We start from the raw sequence: 14961 nt of genomic DNA on the forward strand, positions 1-14961 counted from the left end.
TCGCCGCCGCCGACAACATCGTTGCCTTGGCCGCCAAAGACTGTATCGCTCCCCGATCCGCCGAGTACGGTGTCGTTGCCTCTGTCGCCAGAAACCAAGTCATTGCCATCGCCACCGTCTATCAGGTCATCACCTTTACCGCCAAAGAGGAAGTCATCGCCGGTGCCGCCAGCGACCACATCGCTGCCGCTGCCTGAAAGGATGGTATCGTTGCCGTCGCCGCCGCCAACACTGTCATTGCCGCCGCCCGACAGAATCAGCTCGTTGCCACTGCCACCAGAGATGACATCAGCGCCCGCAAAAGTCTGGATGATATCGCTGCCCTGGCCGCCGTTCAACCTGTTGCTTTGGCCTTCGATGCCGATAACGGTAAAGCCACCGCCACCGACACCTCCAGCTAGTGAACTTGCTGGTTGTGTTGGATTAGTTACCTGTGTCATTTACACTCCTCCTAAAAGATGAATCATTTTTCTACAATACACTTTTGTCTGCTATACAAAACCTGGCTAAGCTTATATAAGCTCCACCATTCAACTAGAAATACTTTCCAGATGGTCTGCTTCCTGCTTCTACCAAGGGAGTCGGCTCCTACTTGTCCACAGGCGTAAATTCGGGTGGAGCAGCACCCTATTTTTCAACTGAGTACAACTGTACAACTATTTTTTTTGAAGCTTTTAGCCCATGAAACCGGACATCGGTTGAGACCCTAATTGACCCGGCTGCCATAAGTTGTCATGTAATTTAAATTGTCCGTAAGGAGAGCGGGATCGCGAGTGGAATTTTGTATTCCTTGAGCAGCAAATATCGGTTGTTTCCTGCTTTGGACCCTCGACTCCACCACTCCCTCCCTCCTCTAACACCAAAATATTTCAGCTAAACGTTTGTGAGTGTATCATACCGAGCTTCGATGCGGCTAGTCATTTTTAAAACAATAGCCGGGAAATACACATAAACCATTTTTAATCGGAGTATGCTCTCAAGATTGAGAAATCGCACCGGGCCCGCGGGCACTGTCGATCGCCGGGAAGTTCGATCGCCCGCAATGGGGCTGGAACTCAGTTGCGATTTTTCAGTACACTTTTGTTGACAAGACTTTTGGTTTTCGCCAATAGTTCCCCAGAAATCAAAATTTTTTAGCTGGCTTTCAAAGCAAGCCCGCGCACCCTCGAGCCCGCATTCAATCAAAAGTGCGTCCCAACACAGTCCCGGACGGACTCTTGAGGCTCATCACCTTGATTTTTCCACCGAAATCCCTCGCGCTCAACGCAGGATTTTGGCTAAAAAACCCAGTTTTTCAACCAAAATCGGTCATTTCAGCCGCCATGAGCCGCATCCATCCCGACAATCTGACAATGCAGCGCTTGTGTTCTGAAGTTGGGATGAACGGTGGGCCAGTAGAGTTGTGAAGGTACTGTCAGTCGATTTGAGATTTTAGATTTTAGATTTTAGATTTTAGATTTACTCCACAGATGAATCTGGGACTTTGAACTAGGATCTAAAATTTTGGGCCTCGGGCGACTCCTGTCGGAAACTTGTATCCATTTTGGGGCGCGGTCAAAGCTGAGAATAAGCTGCAGCGCATCTTGTACCAGTTTATAAACAGAATGTAACAGCAGGCCCGCGATCCAAACCCCGTCATCAATCATTCCCCATCTAAAATCTCAAATCGAGAATCTCAAATCGTATTAATTGTCTGTTGGTTCCCGAGACAGTGTCAAACAGAAAAATATGCGATCGCCCTGCCCCGAGCCTCCGTAAGTTTTTATATAATTAGATTTGATCAATACTTCGGACAGTTGTTAACCCTCATTTGTCACTTTCGGCAAAAAATAATCAGGAACGCTTAGAGCATAAGACTTTTACCAAAAATCCTGATTTCAGCAATTCTGTTAGAAAATAAACGCTCAAATGCTCGCTATATCTACAGTTAAAAATTTGGCTGATATTTTTTTTTCCCAGAGTTACAAAAGAGGGTTAATTGCCAACAGTAGAATCATGGTTCCAGGGCAATATGCTTGCACAGGGCAACAAGGACTACAAACTCAAAACCTAAATTCAATTGTGCGGACTCGTCGCAAAAGCTAAACCCGGTTTCTTCGGAGATTTATCCTTACCAAACGCAAAACTCGTACAAACCGGGTTTCTAGCTACCTATGCGTCGGCCATGAAACAGTCCCAAGTATTGATTGGATAATTTACAGCCAACCTCAGAGGCTGTATCAAAAGTGGCAAAGGATACCAACTTAGGCTAATCCCCTGACCATAAGCCGAATCATCGAACTGATCATCCTTGCTCAAGCCTCGATACCAATTGAGCCAACCAAAAGTTTGTTCAACCACCCATCTTTTTTTCAGTAAAACAAAGCCTTGGGTCTGTTGCGGTCGTAAAACCACCTGAATCATCCATCCCCAGCTATCCATCACCGATTTGAAAAACGGAGGGTCGCTCTCACCCCATCGACCCAGATCAAATACAGCCGTGAAACCCTTTGTCCCATCTGGTAGACCGAAAGAGAGAACCTGTTTGCTCGCTTCATGTTCAGAAACACTTGCTCCTGTGACCACCACGCGTAGCACTAATTAAAGTCAGCTTGGCATTCATACGCAACTTTCTGCCTCGGTATCGAGAGACAGGGGACATAGCAGCGAAGCCGCAAAGGGGAGCTCGTCGTTCTAAGATTAAAGGAAAAAACGAAGAATTATTACAAAAACTTGTAAAGGATCAAAATGATATATATCTGCCAGAACTTCAAGGCTCCCTTTTAGACCGCACGGGCCTAGAAGTTAGTGAATCTAGTTTATGCCGCCAGCTCAATCGACTAAAATTAGGGCAAAAAAAAAGTTTAATAGCCAGTTAACAGCTCTCTGAAAAAGTTCAAAAGCTGCGCTATGAATCGAGGATTTGGCTAGATAGTATAGATGTAAAAAACATTGTATTAATTGATGAGACGGGTTTACATCTAGCCACAGGTGCGAAGGTATGGCAGATGTAAAGGAGGAGAACGAGTCTATGATGAGCGACCAGGAAATCCGGCAAAAAATGTCACTTTAATTCGGGTAATGAGTGATGAGGGTTTAATTGCCGATATGACTTTACCGGGTGGTCTAAACACGCCTAGTTTTTTGGCTTACCTTGAGAAAATATTACAGCAGCAGTTATGAGTTGGCGCAATTGTAGTTATGGATAATTTATCTGTTCATCATGCCGAAGCCGTCGAAAGTTGGATTGAATCTGTCGGACAAGAGAGTGAAATTCTGATCTCCCTACTCGCCAGATTTATTTCCCATCGAGTTGTCTTGGTCAAAAATCCAAGTAATTCTCTGTTATGAAGCAGCTTGAACTTCAAATGTTCTTGAGGAAGCGATTACTAAAGCTATTAATGCTATTACTGATGAAAATGGTTTCAACTGGTTTTATCACTGTGGTCTATTTTTAGAGCCAATTAGATTTTTAATTTTTGTGGTAGATTTGATGGCAAATAGCTGTAACTTGAAATATTAACTTCTCCCCCCATATTTTATGGCTAATTGTTAACTTCGAGCGGCTCACTAACTAACGATTAGCAATTTCCCGGACTTTTGGTTCGGCCTTCATAGAAAAGCTCTACTATTTATTCCGATGGTTTGCTTGTAGTTGCGCTGTTGACCCGTTGGAATTGCTCTGGCTGTCGTACCTGTAGAGGTGATCGTCGCTCTGGAAAATATAATTGATGGAAGTAGCTGCATAGTAGGCCAGCGCTAGCAGCGACACTAGATTAAGAATTCTATAAATTGGTTTCTCAGACACTTGGTTCATTTTTACTCCTCCTTTTTATGCAAATAGCAAATCTGGATACAGTGACGGCACTTTTTTTGAGAAGTTCCTCAACATCCAGCACCTCTAAAAATTTCGCTCGCGTTATACACTCCTGATGCCCGATCGCCAAAAATAAGTCGTAGTTGAGATATGCAACAGTTTTTGTTGCCTGTTTCATATTGCATTCTCTGGCTTTGATTATCTATCTAACTGTGGTAATAGTTAGGCAATTTGGGCGCAAACAAACTTTACAATTGCCTGTTTAAATCTGCTACAATTTGAAGATATCGCGCTGGAAAAGGTTGTAGGGCAAGGAGCCTAGCTGTTTTTGAACAGCAATGATTTTCCCAAATTCGATTAATGGTGCGCAGTGACCGGAGGTAATAAAAATTCTTAAATTGGTCAGCAGCAGGCTAAAATATGTCTAAAGTTATACTTTTCCAAGCAACAGGCCGTCTTACTTTGCATATTAATTTTGAGCTGGGTTGAGGTTGCCGGTAATTTTTGAGTAATAAAATGTTGCGGTCGCTGTCCGACAATTTGGGTCTGATACTTGGGTTCTGACAATTTTGACGCTCCTGGCACCATTAAATCACGATATGACAGAAGAAAAGTAGGCGTCAGTCGATTTGAGACTTCGGGCCCAGAGGTTCGGCGTAAGCGAGCGTGGAGTTGCGCGAGCGTCGAACGATTTGAGATTGGAGATTTACTCCACAGATGAATCTGGGAGCTTGAACAAGAGTCTAAAATTTGGCGCGGATGGCGACTCGTGTCGGAAACTTATAAGCTGTTTAGCATTTAAACTGCGTATTTCAGAGGCTGAAACCCAATAGTTGCTTAGATAGCCTCGGAGATTTAAATGGTGAACAGCTTATCCGTTTTTGGGCGGGATAAAAAAGCAGAAGGCAAAATTTTATATCGGTAAAAAAATACTGTTTTAGGATTCAGATTTTTTATTTAATTCTACCTTATAGCTACTTTTTTTTACTATCAAACAAGATGATTAACTCGCTGCCAGGAGCGATGCACCCGGATAATTGAGGAGGAGATAACCGACTGTGTGTAAGCCAGTTACTTGAACAATTTATTATAATTCTTGCTCGCATTGAGCTGTTTGTAAAACAGACTTTTTGCTGGTAATTTGCCAAATGGATAGGGGCACAACAACAGGCCAAACCAGAGGGCCGATTACTAAGGCTATCCAAGATATTAAGTCTTTTTTAGATGTCGCAGTATCGTTCCAAAAACTTTTGAACCAAACAAGAAAAACGATTAAGGTAATCGAAAAGTAGCTAATCATTATCATTTTTTTACCTGCCTGCCTGCCTATAGACGAGATTGAAGTATTGATAATTATTGTAACTCAGGGTTGGGCTCGCCGATCGCAACTTTAGGCCCTGGGGTGCAAGCTGCAAGTGTCTAAAACCCAAAGTTTCACACATCTGGGAGTTCAGAGCCTGCGATGTCGAGCGGACGCACTCCCGCAGGATATGCGGCGCGGGGCGCTCAAAGTTTTGCGCTCAGGACTTTTCGAGGTTTCGTCAAACCTTGAGGCTACCACCGCAATCACAGCTTATGTGATCGAGGTCTTTGGTTCTCTGTGATTTAACAGAGGTATACTCGCAGACATCGGTCACAAATCGAGCTAAGAACAATCACACAGCTTAGTGGAGTGCAATCACCCTACTCTGTTCTCAAATGCTCGATATTAGAATAGTCGAGTTCAACGAGATTTCATGGAAGCTCTGACTTTAAAATCCGATTGCGCGATCGCGGAACTGTTCTATCAAGTCACCCATTCAGGCAATCTGACTCGCACTGAAAGCCACGGACTGCGCGCACTCGGAGAAAGCGCTCTCAGCGAAGACGCCCGAGATGCAGCCAACCGCCTGCTTCACGCCATCCGCCGCGGATGGGTCAGGATTTCCGATTAGTCCCCTCACACAGGAAGTTGAGATCGGTATTTTTACTTTCTCTCCTGTCAAGCTTTGCCAACAATAAGATTGAAGTGAGTAGGTCGCTCCATTAACCCTCTCAAAAAAAAATTGTACTGCGATCAAACAACTCGAACCCGGTTTCTTGAAGAAGCCGGGATTTGGGATTTGAAGCAGCCAGTCGATTTTAGATTTTAGATTTTAGATTTTAGATTGGAGATTTTAGGTTTTAAATTTTAGATTTTAGATTTACTCCACAGATGAATCTGGGATCTTGAACTAGGGCCTAAAATTTTGGGCGGATGGCGACTCCTGTGTGAAACTTGTATCCGTCTTTGGGGGTAATTAAGTAGATACACGGAAAAATCCCCACATCAATAAACCAGGTAAATGCACGTAAAAGCTGGTTTCTAAACACCGTAAAAGCTTTACATTGAATTAAGCCTAGCGATATACCTAGCAGTAAGTAGTAATCTATAAATAGATACATCTTAATTTATTTGTCACAGTCTCTTAACAAAAAGTAGAGATTTGGGAATTGCCAAAAGCGAGGAATCTGGACGGGGTTTGTGTTTCGAGTTGCAGGGCGATCGAGGAAAAATCCGATCCCAAAGTCCCGCTGACACAAATCACTAATCAAAACCCAATCGATCACATTTACTCGCGTAGTTGAATCACATAAATAGTGGCCAAATAAGTCAATACTATCAAAAGTGAGTTCAAACAAAAAAACCGATGATCACCCAAACATTTTTACCTCAATTTACTATTGCAGAGTTAGTCTTTCAGGTATATCACTCCGGTCTGCTGACTCCCACTCACCGACAACAGCTCAAGACAGCGCTGTTAAATGACTGTCTTACTGAAGAAGATCAAACAGCCATCAACCGCTTGCTCCACGCCGTTCGCCGGGGCTGGCTGAAAGTCGTAGATTAAATTCTCGCCCAAATATTTTTTTGTCGCTCCTCTCTACATGAACTGTCAGTCGATTTTAGATTTTAGACTTCCGCGTGAGGCTTCGGCGAGCGCTTAGTCGAGTCGCGCTCACTCGAACAATTTGAGATTTGAGATTTACTCCACAGATGAATCTGGGATCTTGAACAAGAGTCTAAAATTTTTGCCTCTCCACCACAGGAGTCCGGGGCTTGTCTCGATTTTTGGGCCCGGTCCGATGAACGCAGAATTAAATCCCCTTAATAAAATCAGGCATGAGCCTCAATGTAGGGTGCGCCACCAGCACCCTGCGGTTTTAACTTTTATTTTGCCAGCTTATTTAGTCAGAGATTTTGCCGTCAGGCATCATCGCCTCTCTCAGATTCGCTTCATCCAGATTTGTCCCGCGCAAAGAAGCTTGATGCAAGTTTGCTCCCCGGAGATTTGCTCCCTTGAGAGAAACTCCGCTCAAATCTGCTAGATGGAGATTTGCACAGCTCAAGTTAGCTCCGCTCAAATCGGCTCCCTTCAAATCCGCTTTTTCGAGATTTGCTTCCGTCAAATTTGCCCAACTCAGATTTGCTTGAGTTAGGTTAGCATGGCTGAGGTCAGCTTGTGTTAAGTTCGCGTCGGTTAAATTTGCTTTGCTGAGGTTGATGGAGCAAAGTTTTACTTCTGTCAAGTTTGCACCTTGCAAGTTAGCGTTAACTGCATAAACTTGAATCAAAATTGCCCGCTGAAGGTTTGCATCTCTCATGTCTGCACCCCTGAGACTCGCCCCCGTTAAATCGGCCCCGCTGAGCAGGACACTCCGCAAGATGGCTCCGCTCAAGTTTGCTCCCACCGCCTCGCATTCGCCAAAATTAGCGGACATGAGGTTGGCTTGGGAGAGGTTGGCTTGGCTGATATCTGCTTGATACAGAGTGGCTCTGTAGAGGGTGAGACCCATCGCACTGGCACCCTTTAAACTAGCTTGACTCAGGTCAATATCGCGCAAATTTGTCCTTGACATATGGACACCGCTCAGGTCTACTTTGTGAAAAACCCGTTCTCCGGCTGCATACCGTCTGAGAAGTTCATCTGCATCCATGTCATTTCCCCCAAAATATTTAATAATACCTTTGATATTTCAATAATATTAGGCATGAGCGACCTTTACGTTTCTTGGTCTGAATACCATCGAAAAATTGAGGATTTGGCTGTAAAAATTGATGAATCTCAGTGGAAATTCGATCGAATTGTCTGTCTGGCGAGGGGAGGGCTGCGGGTTGGGGATACTCTGTCGCGGATTTTCGACAAACCTCTGGCGATTTTAGCGGCCTCGTCCTATGGTGGGGCAGAGGGAAAAGTCCGGGGTGCGATCGAGTTTGCCCGCGATTTGACAATGGTGGGCGATAATTTGGGCAGCCGCATTGTCCTGGTTGACGATTTGGTGGATTCGGGAATTAGTTTAGATCAAGGTATCGCTTGGCTGAAGAGTCGCTACGGCGAGGATATTCAGGAAATTCGGACTGCTGTAGTCTGGTACAAGGCTTGTTCTGTTGCAAAGCCGGATTATTATGTAGATTATTTGGCTGAGAATCCTTGGATTCACCAACCTTTTGAAATGTACGAAAAGATGAGTGCGGCTGATTTGGCGGCGAAAGTTGGGAGTTAGTCAATAAAAGACTAAAATTAGGTCAATTTTTTATAGGGTTTTGCCGATATTTTGCACTTTTTGGCCGAGTCCGTTAGGGGGGGAAACCCCTGGCTCATCGCTAAAGTCCTCTCAAAGAAAACTGAATATTTATTAAGGTTGGGCAGTCGGTTTGAACTGAGATGTTGCACCATTCTCAATAAGCTTTTTATGAACAGGCAAGATGCCTGTTCCACAAAGAGTGAATTTTCTTGTGGAACAGGCATCTTGCCTGTTATTGAGAATAGTGCAAGATGTTAGTTTGAACCGACTTTAGCTATGAGACGGGGAATTAATTCACTCCTAGGGCTTGTGGGTAAGTGCAAGTCGGCTGATACAATTAGCGAACCGAAAGAATGCGATCGCCTAATTCCATAGTTTTTGCCAAAACTTCCTGCCGCGCCCACCGATCCGCCGCCAAAATATCGTCTAAACCAGGGCTTTCACAGTTATCGGCTTGATGTTTGTCACAGGCGTTCTCAATCAACTTAGGAATATCCAAAAACTGAATCTTTTCCTCCAAAAACAGGGCTACCGCCTGTTCATTTGCCGCATTCAGCACCGCAGGCATCGAACCGCCCGCACGTCCCGCCGCATAAGCCAACTGCATACAAGGATACTTTTCGTGGTCGGGTTCTCGGAAAGTCAAATCCCCAGCTTTTACCAAATCCAGCCGTTCCCAATCTGTATGAATTCGCTCCGGCCAAGACAAAGCGTAAAGCAGCGGCAATCGCATATCCGCCCAGCCCAATTGCGCCAAAACCGAAGTATCTTGCAACTCAATTAACGAGTGAATTATGCTCTGAGGATGGATGACAATATCAATGTCGTCATAATCCATCCCGAACAAGTAATGAGCCTCAATTACTTCTAATCCTTTATTCATCAAAGTAGCAGAATCAATCGTGATTTTCGGCCCCATCGACCAATTCGGATGTTTCAAAGCATCGGCTACTGTTACTCCTGCTAATTTGTCGATCGGCAAATCTCGAAAAGAACCCCCCGAAGCAGTGAGAATAATTCGCCGCAACCCTCCTGCTGGCAAGCCTTGCAGACACTGAAAAATTGCCGAATGTTCCGAGTCGGCCGGTAATAGTTTAACGCCGTATTTTTCGATTAAGGGGTTGACAACGGGGCCCCCTGCGATTAATGTTTCTTTATTGGCTAAGGCAATATCTTTGCCTGCTTTGATAGCCGCAATTGTTGGCAGCAAACCGGCACAGCCAACTATGCCACTGACGACGGCTTGAGCGTCGCCATATTTGGCAACTTCGACAACGCCTGACTCGCCAGCAAGTAAAATAGGTTGAGGGTCGAGATCTGCGATCGCCTCCTTCAATTCCTGTAATTTATCTTCGTTGCAAATCGCGACAATCTCCGGTCGAAACTGGCGAATTTGCTGGGCAAGCAACGTTACATTTTGTCCGGCGGTTAACCCGACAATCCGAAATTGCTCGGGGTATTGAGCTACAATATCCAGAGTCTGAGTGCCGATCGAGCCTGTACAGCCGAGAAGAGTTAGTGCTTTCACAATTTTTTAATGTTTTGTGGATTATTCTAATATTACGATTGCGGGGATGAAAATTAGTCGTTAACTATTGCGTGGAAAGCACATTCGACGGAATCATATTTTGAGTGACCACCTAGTCCCAGATTTCATGCAGAATAGGGAAAATTTTGCTGATGACCGCGAGGACATCAGTGTCTCGATCGCCGAAAATAGAGAGGAAGGTCGATCGCACCTACCGTCGAGTTTGGTTTGGGCGATCGCTACTGCTGCAGCAATTTTCTTTTTGTGTAGCAGTTTACGGCACGCTTTATTCCAATCAACTGCTTTCGATTTGGGAATTTTTGACCAAGCAATTTACTTAATCAGCCAAAACCAAACGCCTTTTTCTTCTTTAATGGGGATTCATATTTTGGGCGATCACGCAGCGGTAATATATTATCCGCTAGCTTGGCTGTACAAAATTTCCCCGGATGTGCATTGGCTGCTGTTGGTACAAGCAGTTGCATTATCCCTGGGCGCTTTGCCTAGCTGGAGTTTAGCGCGTTTGGCAGGTTTAAATCAAGAACAATCCCGTGCGATCGCATTGATTTATTTGCTCTATCCGGTGGTATTTAACATCAATTTATTTGATTTTCACCCGGAAGTAATCGCTTTACCCGCACTTTTGGCAGCAATTTTGGCGGCGCGTTTAAATAAAATTGTGTGGTTTTGTACCGCTATTCTGTTAGTTTTGAGTTGCAAGGCTGTTTTGTCCATAACCGTTGCTGCTATTGGTTTATGGCTGTTTTTTGGCGAAAAAAAGCAACGGTACGGGGCGATCGCACTTTTGCTGGGTGCAGCTTGGTTTTTGATAGCTTCCCAGAAAATCATCCCCTTCTTTAGCGGCAGCGAAGTCGCTGGAGTCGGGCGCTACAGCTATTTAGGCAAATCCGTACTAGAAATCATCATCAATCTCATATTAAAACCACAGTTAGTATTAGGAAAAATCCTTTCCTTCGATACATTCAAATATTTATTTATCCTCACCTTACCTGTGATTTTGCTGCTATTGCCATTCTCGGGCAAACTACGGATACAATATCTAACAGCGCTAATTCCTGCAATCCCTACCCTCCTCATCAATATCCTCTCTGACTTGCCATTTCAACGCAGCTTAGCCTATCAATATTCAGTGCCTGTAATTCCCTTTTTATTGTTAGCAGTGATTGCGAAGGAAGAAACAAGAAAGAGGGAAGAAATAAGAGAAAACAAGGAAGAGGATAAAGCAAATAATCAACAGTTTTTAACATCTGTAAATTTGCCCACATTTCCCTTTAGCAAAATTGCCAATTTACCCTTTAAAAAATTCCGAATAGCTCAACTCAGGCTGGGACTTCAAATGCCGAGGATTATGATAATTTGGTCCTTAATAATTTTCCTATTTCTGGGCGAATATAAAGATTTTTATCTGTACCTAAATAGACTAGATACCTGGCAAGCTACACGCGAAGCAGTAGCACAAGTTCAACCCCAAAGCAGTATTTTAACAGATAATAGACTAGCCCCTCACTTTGCCCACCGCCCAATAGTAAAATTGCTTTCACAAATTTCGCCCCAAACAAATTTAGCTGAATTTCAATACATATTATTAAACCTGCGCCATCCCTGGCCTGATACTGAAAAACTTGGTGATACCTTAGCAAATCAACTTAAAAACTCTCCAGATTTTCACTTAACTTATCAAAAAAACGAAGTTCTGCTATTTAAACGAATCGCTGATTAAACCAATAAAATGGTAACTTTAAAATCCCTAAAATCTCATCCAGTATTTTTAATGATTGTCGTGACAACGATAGTCTTATTTACCGCCAGCAGCGCGCGGCACACTTTGTTTCAGTCAACTGCATTCGACTTAGCAATTTTTGACCAAGCAATTTATTTAATCTCCCAAAATCAAACGCCATTTTCCTCTTTAATGGCAATAAATATTTGGGGCGACCACGCCGCTTTTATTTTCTATCCACTAGCTTTACTTTACAAAATATATCCCGATGTTCACTGGCTTTTATTAGTGCAAGCTGTTTCCCTAGCTTTAGGCGCTTGGCCGAGTTGGAGTTTGGCACGTCAAGCCGGATTAAATAATAGCATATCTTGGGCGATAGCCTGTATTTACCTCCTGTATCCATTAGTATTTAATGTCAATCTCTTCGACTTCCATCCAGAAGTAATTGCTTTACCAGCACTGCTAGCAGCAATCTTAGCCGCGAGGCTGAATAAAACCTTGTGGTTTTGTGCTGCTATTGTATTAGTTTTGAGCTGCAAAGCCGTGCTATCTTTAACTGTGGCTGCGATGGGTGTGTGGCTGTTGTGTTTTGACAAAAAACGCAATTGTGGGCTCATAGCTCTATTTCTAGGCGCGGGTTGGTTCCTGGTAGCTACTCAGGCAGTTATACCGTATTTTAATCAGGGAAGAGAACACGCGGGAATCGGGCGATATCAATATTTGGGAAACTCGGTTTTTGAAATTGCTATTAATTTAATAGTGAAACCAAATCTAGTTTTAGAGCGTTTGTTTTCTTTAGAGACTTTTGAATATTTAGCGTTATTGCTATTACCAGTAATTTGGTGGCTGTCCCCGCGTCATCTGTCATCTTTAATTAGTGCTGTGCCGATGTTGGCGATGAATATTCTTTCGGATATCCCCGCTCAGCGGGATTTAATTCATCAATATTCTGTGCCGATCTTGCCGTTTTTGTTGGTTGCCGTAATTTCCAGTTTAGCATATAGCAATCAGCAAAAGGGAAAGACAATATTTGATAGATTGCCACTTCCTAATTATCCATTGCCTAGAGTCATTGTAATTTGGTCGTTGATTGCTTTCTTAGCTTTAGCGAAATACGGCTATTTTTGGACTATTTATTTAAATGGGATCGACACTGTGCCAGCTACTAAAGAGGCAATTTCTCTTGTTGAAACCAAAGGCAGTGTTTTAACAACTGCTCAGATTGCTCCGCACTTAGCGCACCGCCCTGTAGTAAAATTAACTCAGGCTGACGCGCCGCCTGCAAATCTCGCAGAATTTGATTATGTATTGCTGAACCTCAGATATCCTGGCTGGATGAGCGATCGAGAATTTGTTAAAAACCTAGTAACTAAACTAAAAAACACCCCTCAATTTCAACTAAAATATCATCGAGACGACCTATACCTATTTACCCAAAACGCTAACAAATAAATCATCTTCTCCTCCTTCGCGCCCTTCGCGCCTTCGCGGTTCGTAAAACAAATCTCATTTACAAATCAATTTAACCTTAATCCTCCACTTTCAAAGCCCTTCTTGCCAACTTTACATAAGTTTTCACAGTTTCATAAGGCATTTCCAAATCAGCAGCAATATCAAACAAAGATTCCCCCAATTCCCTGCGCGCCAAAATCGTCGCCCAAGTTTCAGCAATCTCAGCAGCGCGACTTCCGCCTGTACGCTTTCTGTGCGCCATAAACTTCTGTGTCAATTCATCTATTCGCGCCGCCAATACGCTTTGTATCGACACTTCAGGTAGCGCTTCTGTCAACCATTTTGCTCGCGTTTGTCCCAATCCAAAAGTTGTTTTGTGGCCAGTGCCGCAATAAGGCGCTAACCGCCCCAAAGCATAAAATAATTGTACCAAATCAGGGCGATTGTGAGCCGATCGCCCTAGCCCAAATTCCACAGCCCCAGTGAATCCCGTTACCATGCCTTTTTTACCCGCCGCTACCTTTTGCGACTCCAATTTGTGGCGGCTAATAATTGCATTTTCATCAATCCAATTCAAAAATTCTGCTTGGTCAAAATTTACCCCCGAAAAGTTATTCCAGCGGCGCAAATAACTGTGAAAAACCTTTTCGGGAACTGGCAAAGGGAAGTGATGACCTTTGCTACGAAAGCTTGTAGGAGTCACAAAACTAAGTTTGATGGTGGGCGAAGATGGGGGTTCTGCTGTTAATAATTGCTGGTAAGTTGTAGGCTCAAAAGCAATATCCCAAGAGCGAATTAGCAGGGGAGAATTTCGCAAATCTATCTCTTCGGGCAAATTTTGCAGCCACTGACTCAGCCACTGCACTACTGGCTTTGAAAGTCCTGTTACGTACCAGCGATAAATTCGATCGCCCAAAAGCTGAAATTCTTTGCCACCGGGAAGCAAATCACCTTCCAATCCCGAAATAGTAAAGGCTTTTTCTGACTGTTCATCGTGCAAAAGTTTCGATAAATCCGGGTCAGTTTGGTGTACTTGACCTAAAAACCAAGCGTGCAAACCTATAGCATACTGTGCGTACAGATAGCTAGCAGCGCCGGGAGTCAATTCAAACACTAATCCGACTAACTCGGTGTCAGCCGGCCAAATCAGCCCAGACGGAAGAGATTTTCGATCGCGGGTGCCGGTGCGGTTCGAGGAAGTTGCCATCAGATGCCACTAACAGGGACAGGGCTGTGCTATCTTATCCGATTTTTATCCCCTTTGGGGGATGATTGTGGAGGGTCCTCAATCGCCCAAATCTTTTGGCTGCTTCAAAAACCGGGTCTGCCGCCAGTTTCCCGCACCCTCCGGGATAGACAAAAACCAGTAAAAAACCAACAACCTAAAACTCAATCTTTGTCAAGGTTTTCCTCCTTGTAAGTAAACAGAAATATACAAGTGTTTAAAATCACATACTGCGCTACAATTGTTAAAAGCTCGTAGCATCCTCAACTTCGATCCTCAACTATGAACACAACAGAAAAATCTAAACTTTCCAACGAAAAAACTTTGGAGGCGATGAAGAATTTCTCCGAAACCTATGCCAAGCGAACGGGAACATACTTTTGTTCCGAGCCTTCCGTCACTGCTGTCGTGATAGAAGGACTAGCAAAACACAAGGATGAACTAGGTGCTCCCTTATGCCCTTGTCGCCATTACGAAGATAAAGAAGCCGAAGTAAAAGCCGCCTACTGGAACTGTCCCTGCATTCCCATGCGCGAGCGCAAAGAGTGTCACTGTATGTTATTTCTGACGCCAGATAACGATTTCGCTGGAACTAATCAGGAAATAGGAATGGATCAGATTCAAGCTGTCAGAGACACTATGTAATCGGTTAAGTAGGCGGTCGTGAAATGGCA

At 44.0% G+C, this 14961-nt stretch carries 13 protein-coding genes and 1 pseudogene; 7 read left to right on the forward strand and 7 right to left on the reverse strand.

The genetic code is table 11. The features are described from left to right. Together ACUVJL_RS03375 and ACUVJL_RS03380 are read right to left on the reverse strand one after the other, a co-directional pair. A partial coding sequence (locus ACUVJL_RS03375; protein ID WP_445244555.1) for a calcium-binding protein occupies window positions 1-440 on the reverse strand: 440 nt, incomplete at its 3' end. A gap of 1825 nt (window positions 441-2265) precedes the next feature. Further along, window positions 2266-2580 (reverse strand): annotated as a pseudogene (locus tag ACUVJL_RS03380) (transposase); the annotation flags it as partial. 600 nt (window positions 2581-3180) lie between these two features. Between ACUVJL_RS03380 and ACUVJL_RS03385 the strand changes: the two are divergent. Next, a complete protein-coding gene (locus ACUVJL_RS03385) occupies window positions 3181-3330 on the forward strand; it encodes a hypothetical protein (protein WP_445244556.1) in 150 nt (49 codons plus the stop codon). Window positions 3331-3779: 449 nt separating this feature from the next. Here the strand turns inward: ACUVJL_RS03385 and ACUVJL_RS03390 are convergent, their stop codons facing one another. Continuing rightward, window positions 3780-3974, reverse strand: coding sequence for a hypothetical protein (locus tag ACUVJL_RS03390; RefSeq protein WP_445244557.1), 195 nt, complete (start codon window positions 3972-3974; stop codon window positions 3780-3782). 909 nt (window positions 3975-4883) lie between these two features. Then, a complete protein-coding gene (locus tag ACUVJL_RS03395; RefSeq protein ID WP_445244558.1) occupies window positions 4884-5096 on the reverse strand; it encodes a hypothetical protein in 213 nt (70 codons plus the stop codon). 436 nt (window positions 5097-5532) lie between these two features. Between ACUVJL_RS03395 and ACUVJL_RS03400 the strand changes: the two genes are divergently transcribed. Then, on the forward strand, window positions 5533-5730 hold the full coding sequence (locus ACUVJL_RS03400) for a hypothetical protein (RefSeq protein WP_445244559.1): 198 nt from the start codon (window positions 5533-5535) through the stop codon (window positions 5728-5730). A 735-nt stretch (window positions 5731-6465) separates the two neighbouring features. Beyond that, complete coding sequence (locus tag ACUVJL_RS03405) at window positions 6466-6666, forward strand: hypothetical protein (protein WP_333129414.1); 201 nt, start codon at window positions 6466-6468, stop codon at window positions 6664-6666. Between the two features lie 337 nt (window positions 6667-7003). Here ACUVJL_RS03405 and ACUVJL_RS03410 read toward each other — a convergent pair whose 3' ends face one another. Beyond that, window positions 7004-7753: a pentapeptide repeat-containing protein gene (locus ACUVJL_RS03410; protein ID WP_445244560.1), complete on the reverse strand. Its 750-nt coding sequence runs from the start codon at window positions 7751-7753 to the stop codon at window positions 7004-7006. 54 nt (window positions 7754-7807) lie between these two features. On the opposite strand from ACUVJL_RS03410, the gene ACUVJL_RS03415 reads away from it, so the two are divergent. Continuing rightward, window positions 7808-8320: a phosphoribosyltransferase gene (locus ACUVJL_RS03415; RefSeq protein ID WP_445244561.1), complete on the forward strand. Its 513-nt coding sequence runs from the start codon at window positions 7808-7810 to the stop codon at window positions 8318-8320. A 358-nt stretch (window positions 8321-8678) separates the two neighbouring features. Here the strand turns inward: ACUVJL_RS03415 and dxr are convergent, their stop codons facing one another. Further along, window positions 8679-9869: a 1-deoxy-D-xylulose-5-phosphate reductoisomerase gene (gene dxr / locus ACUVJL_RS03420; RefSeq protein ID WP_445244562.1), complete on the reverse strand. Its 1191-nt coding sequence runs from the start codon at window positions 9867-9869 to the stop codon at window positions 8679-8681. 127 nt (window positions 9870-9996) lie between these two features. On the opposite strand from dxr, the gene ACUVJL_RS03425 reads away from it, so the two are divergent. Both ACUVJL_RS03425 and ACUVJL_RS03430 read left to right on the forward strand, forming a co-directional pair. After that, complete coding sequence (locus ACUVJL_RS03425) at window positions 9997-11610, forward strand: DUF2079 domain-containing protein (protein ID WP_445244563.1); 1614 nt, start codon at window positions 9997-9999, stop codon at window positions 11608-11610. Window positions 11611-11619: 9 nt separating this feature from the next. Next, on the forward strand, window positions 11620-13062 hold the full coding sequence (locus ACUVJL_RS03430; RefSeq protein WP_445244564.1) for a DUF2079 domain-containing protein: 1443 nt from the start codon (window positions 11620-11622) through the stop codon (window positions 13060-13062). 76 nt (window positions 13063-13138) lie between these two features. On the opposite strand, the gene cas6 is transcribed toward ACUVJL_RS03430, so the two are convergent. Further along, window positions 13139-14269, reverse strand: coding sequence for a CRISPR-associated endoribonuclease Cas6 (gene cas6, locus ACUVJL_RS03435; RefSeq protein WP_445244565.1), 1131 nt, complete (start codon window positions 14267-14269; stop codon window positions 13139-13141). Between the two features lie 300 nt (window positions 14270-14569). Here cas6 and ACUVJL_RS03440 point away from each other — a divergent pair, with 300 nt between their 5' ends. Continuing rightward, window positions 14570-14932 carry a ferredoxin-thioredoxin reductase catalytic domain-containing protein gene (locus ACUVJL_RS03440; protein ID WP_172186333.1) on the forward strand — a complete coding sequence of 121 codons (363 nt, stop codon included), beginning with the start codon at window positions 14570-14572 and terminating at the stop codon, window positions 14930-14932. Window positions 14933-14961: the final 29 nt, after the last annotated feature.

The organism is Microcoleus sp. OTE_8_concoct_300 (assembly GCF_031383065.1).
Lineage (GTDB): Bacteria > Cyanobacteriota > Cyanobacteriia > Cyanobacteriales > Microcoleaceae > Microcoleus.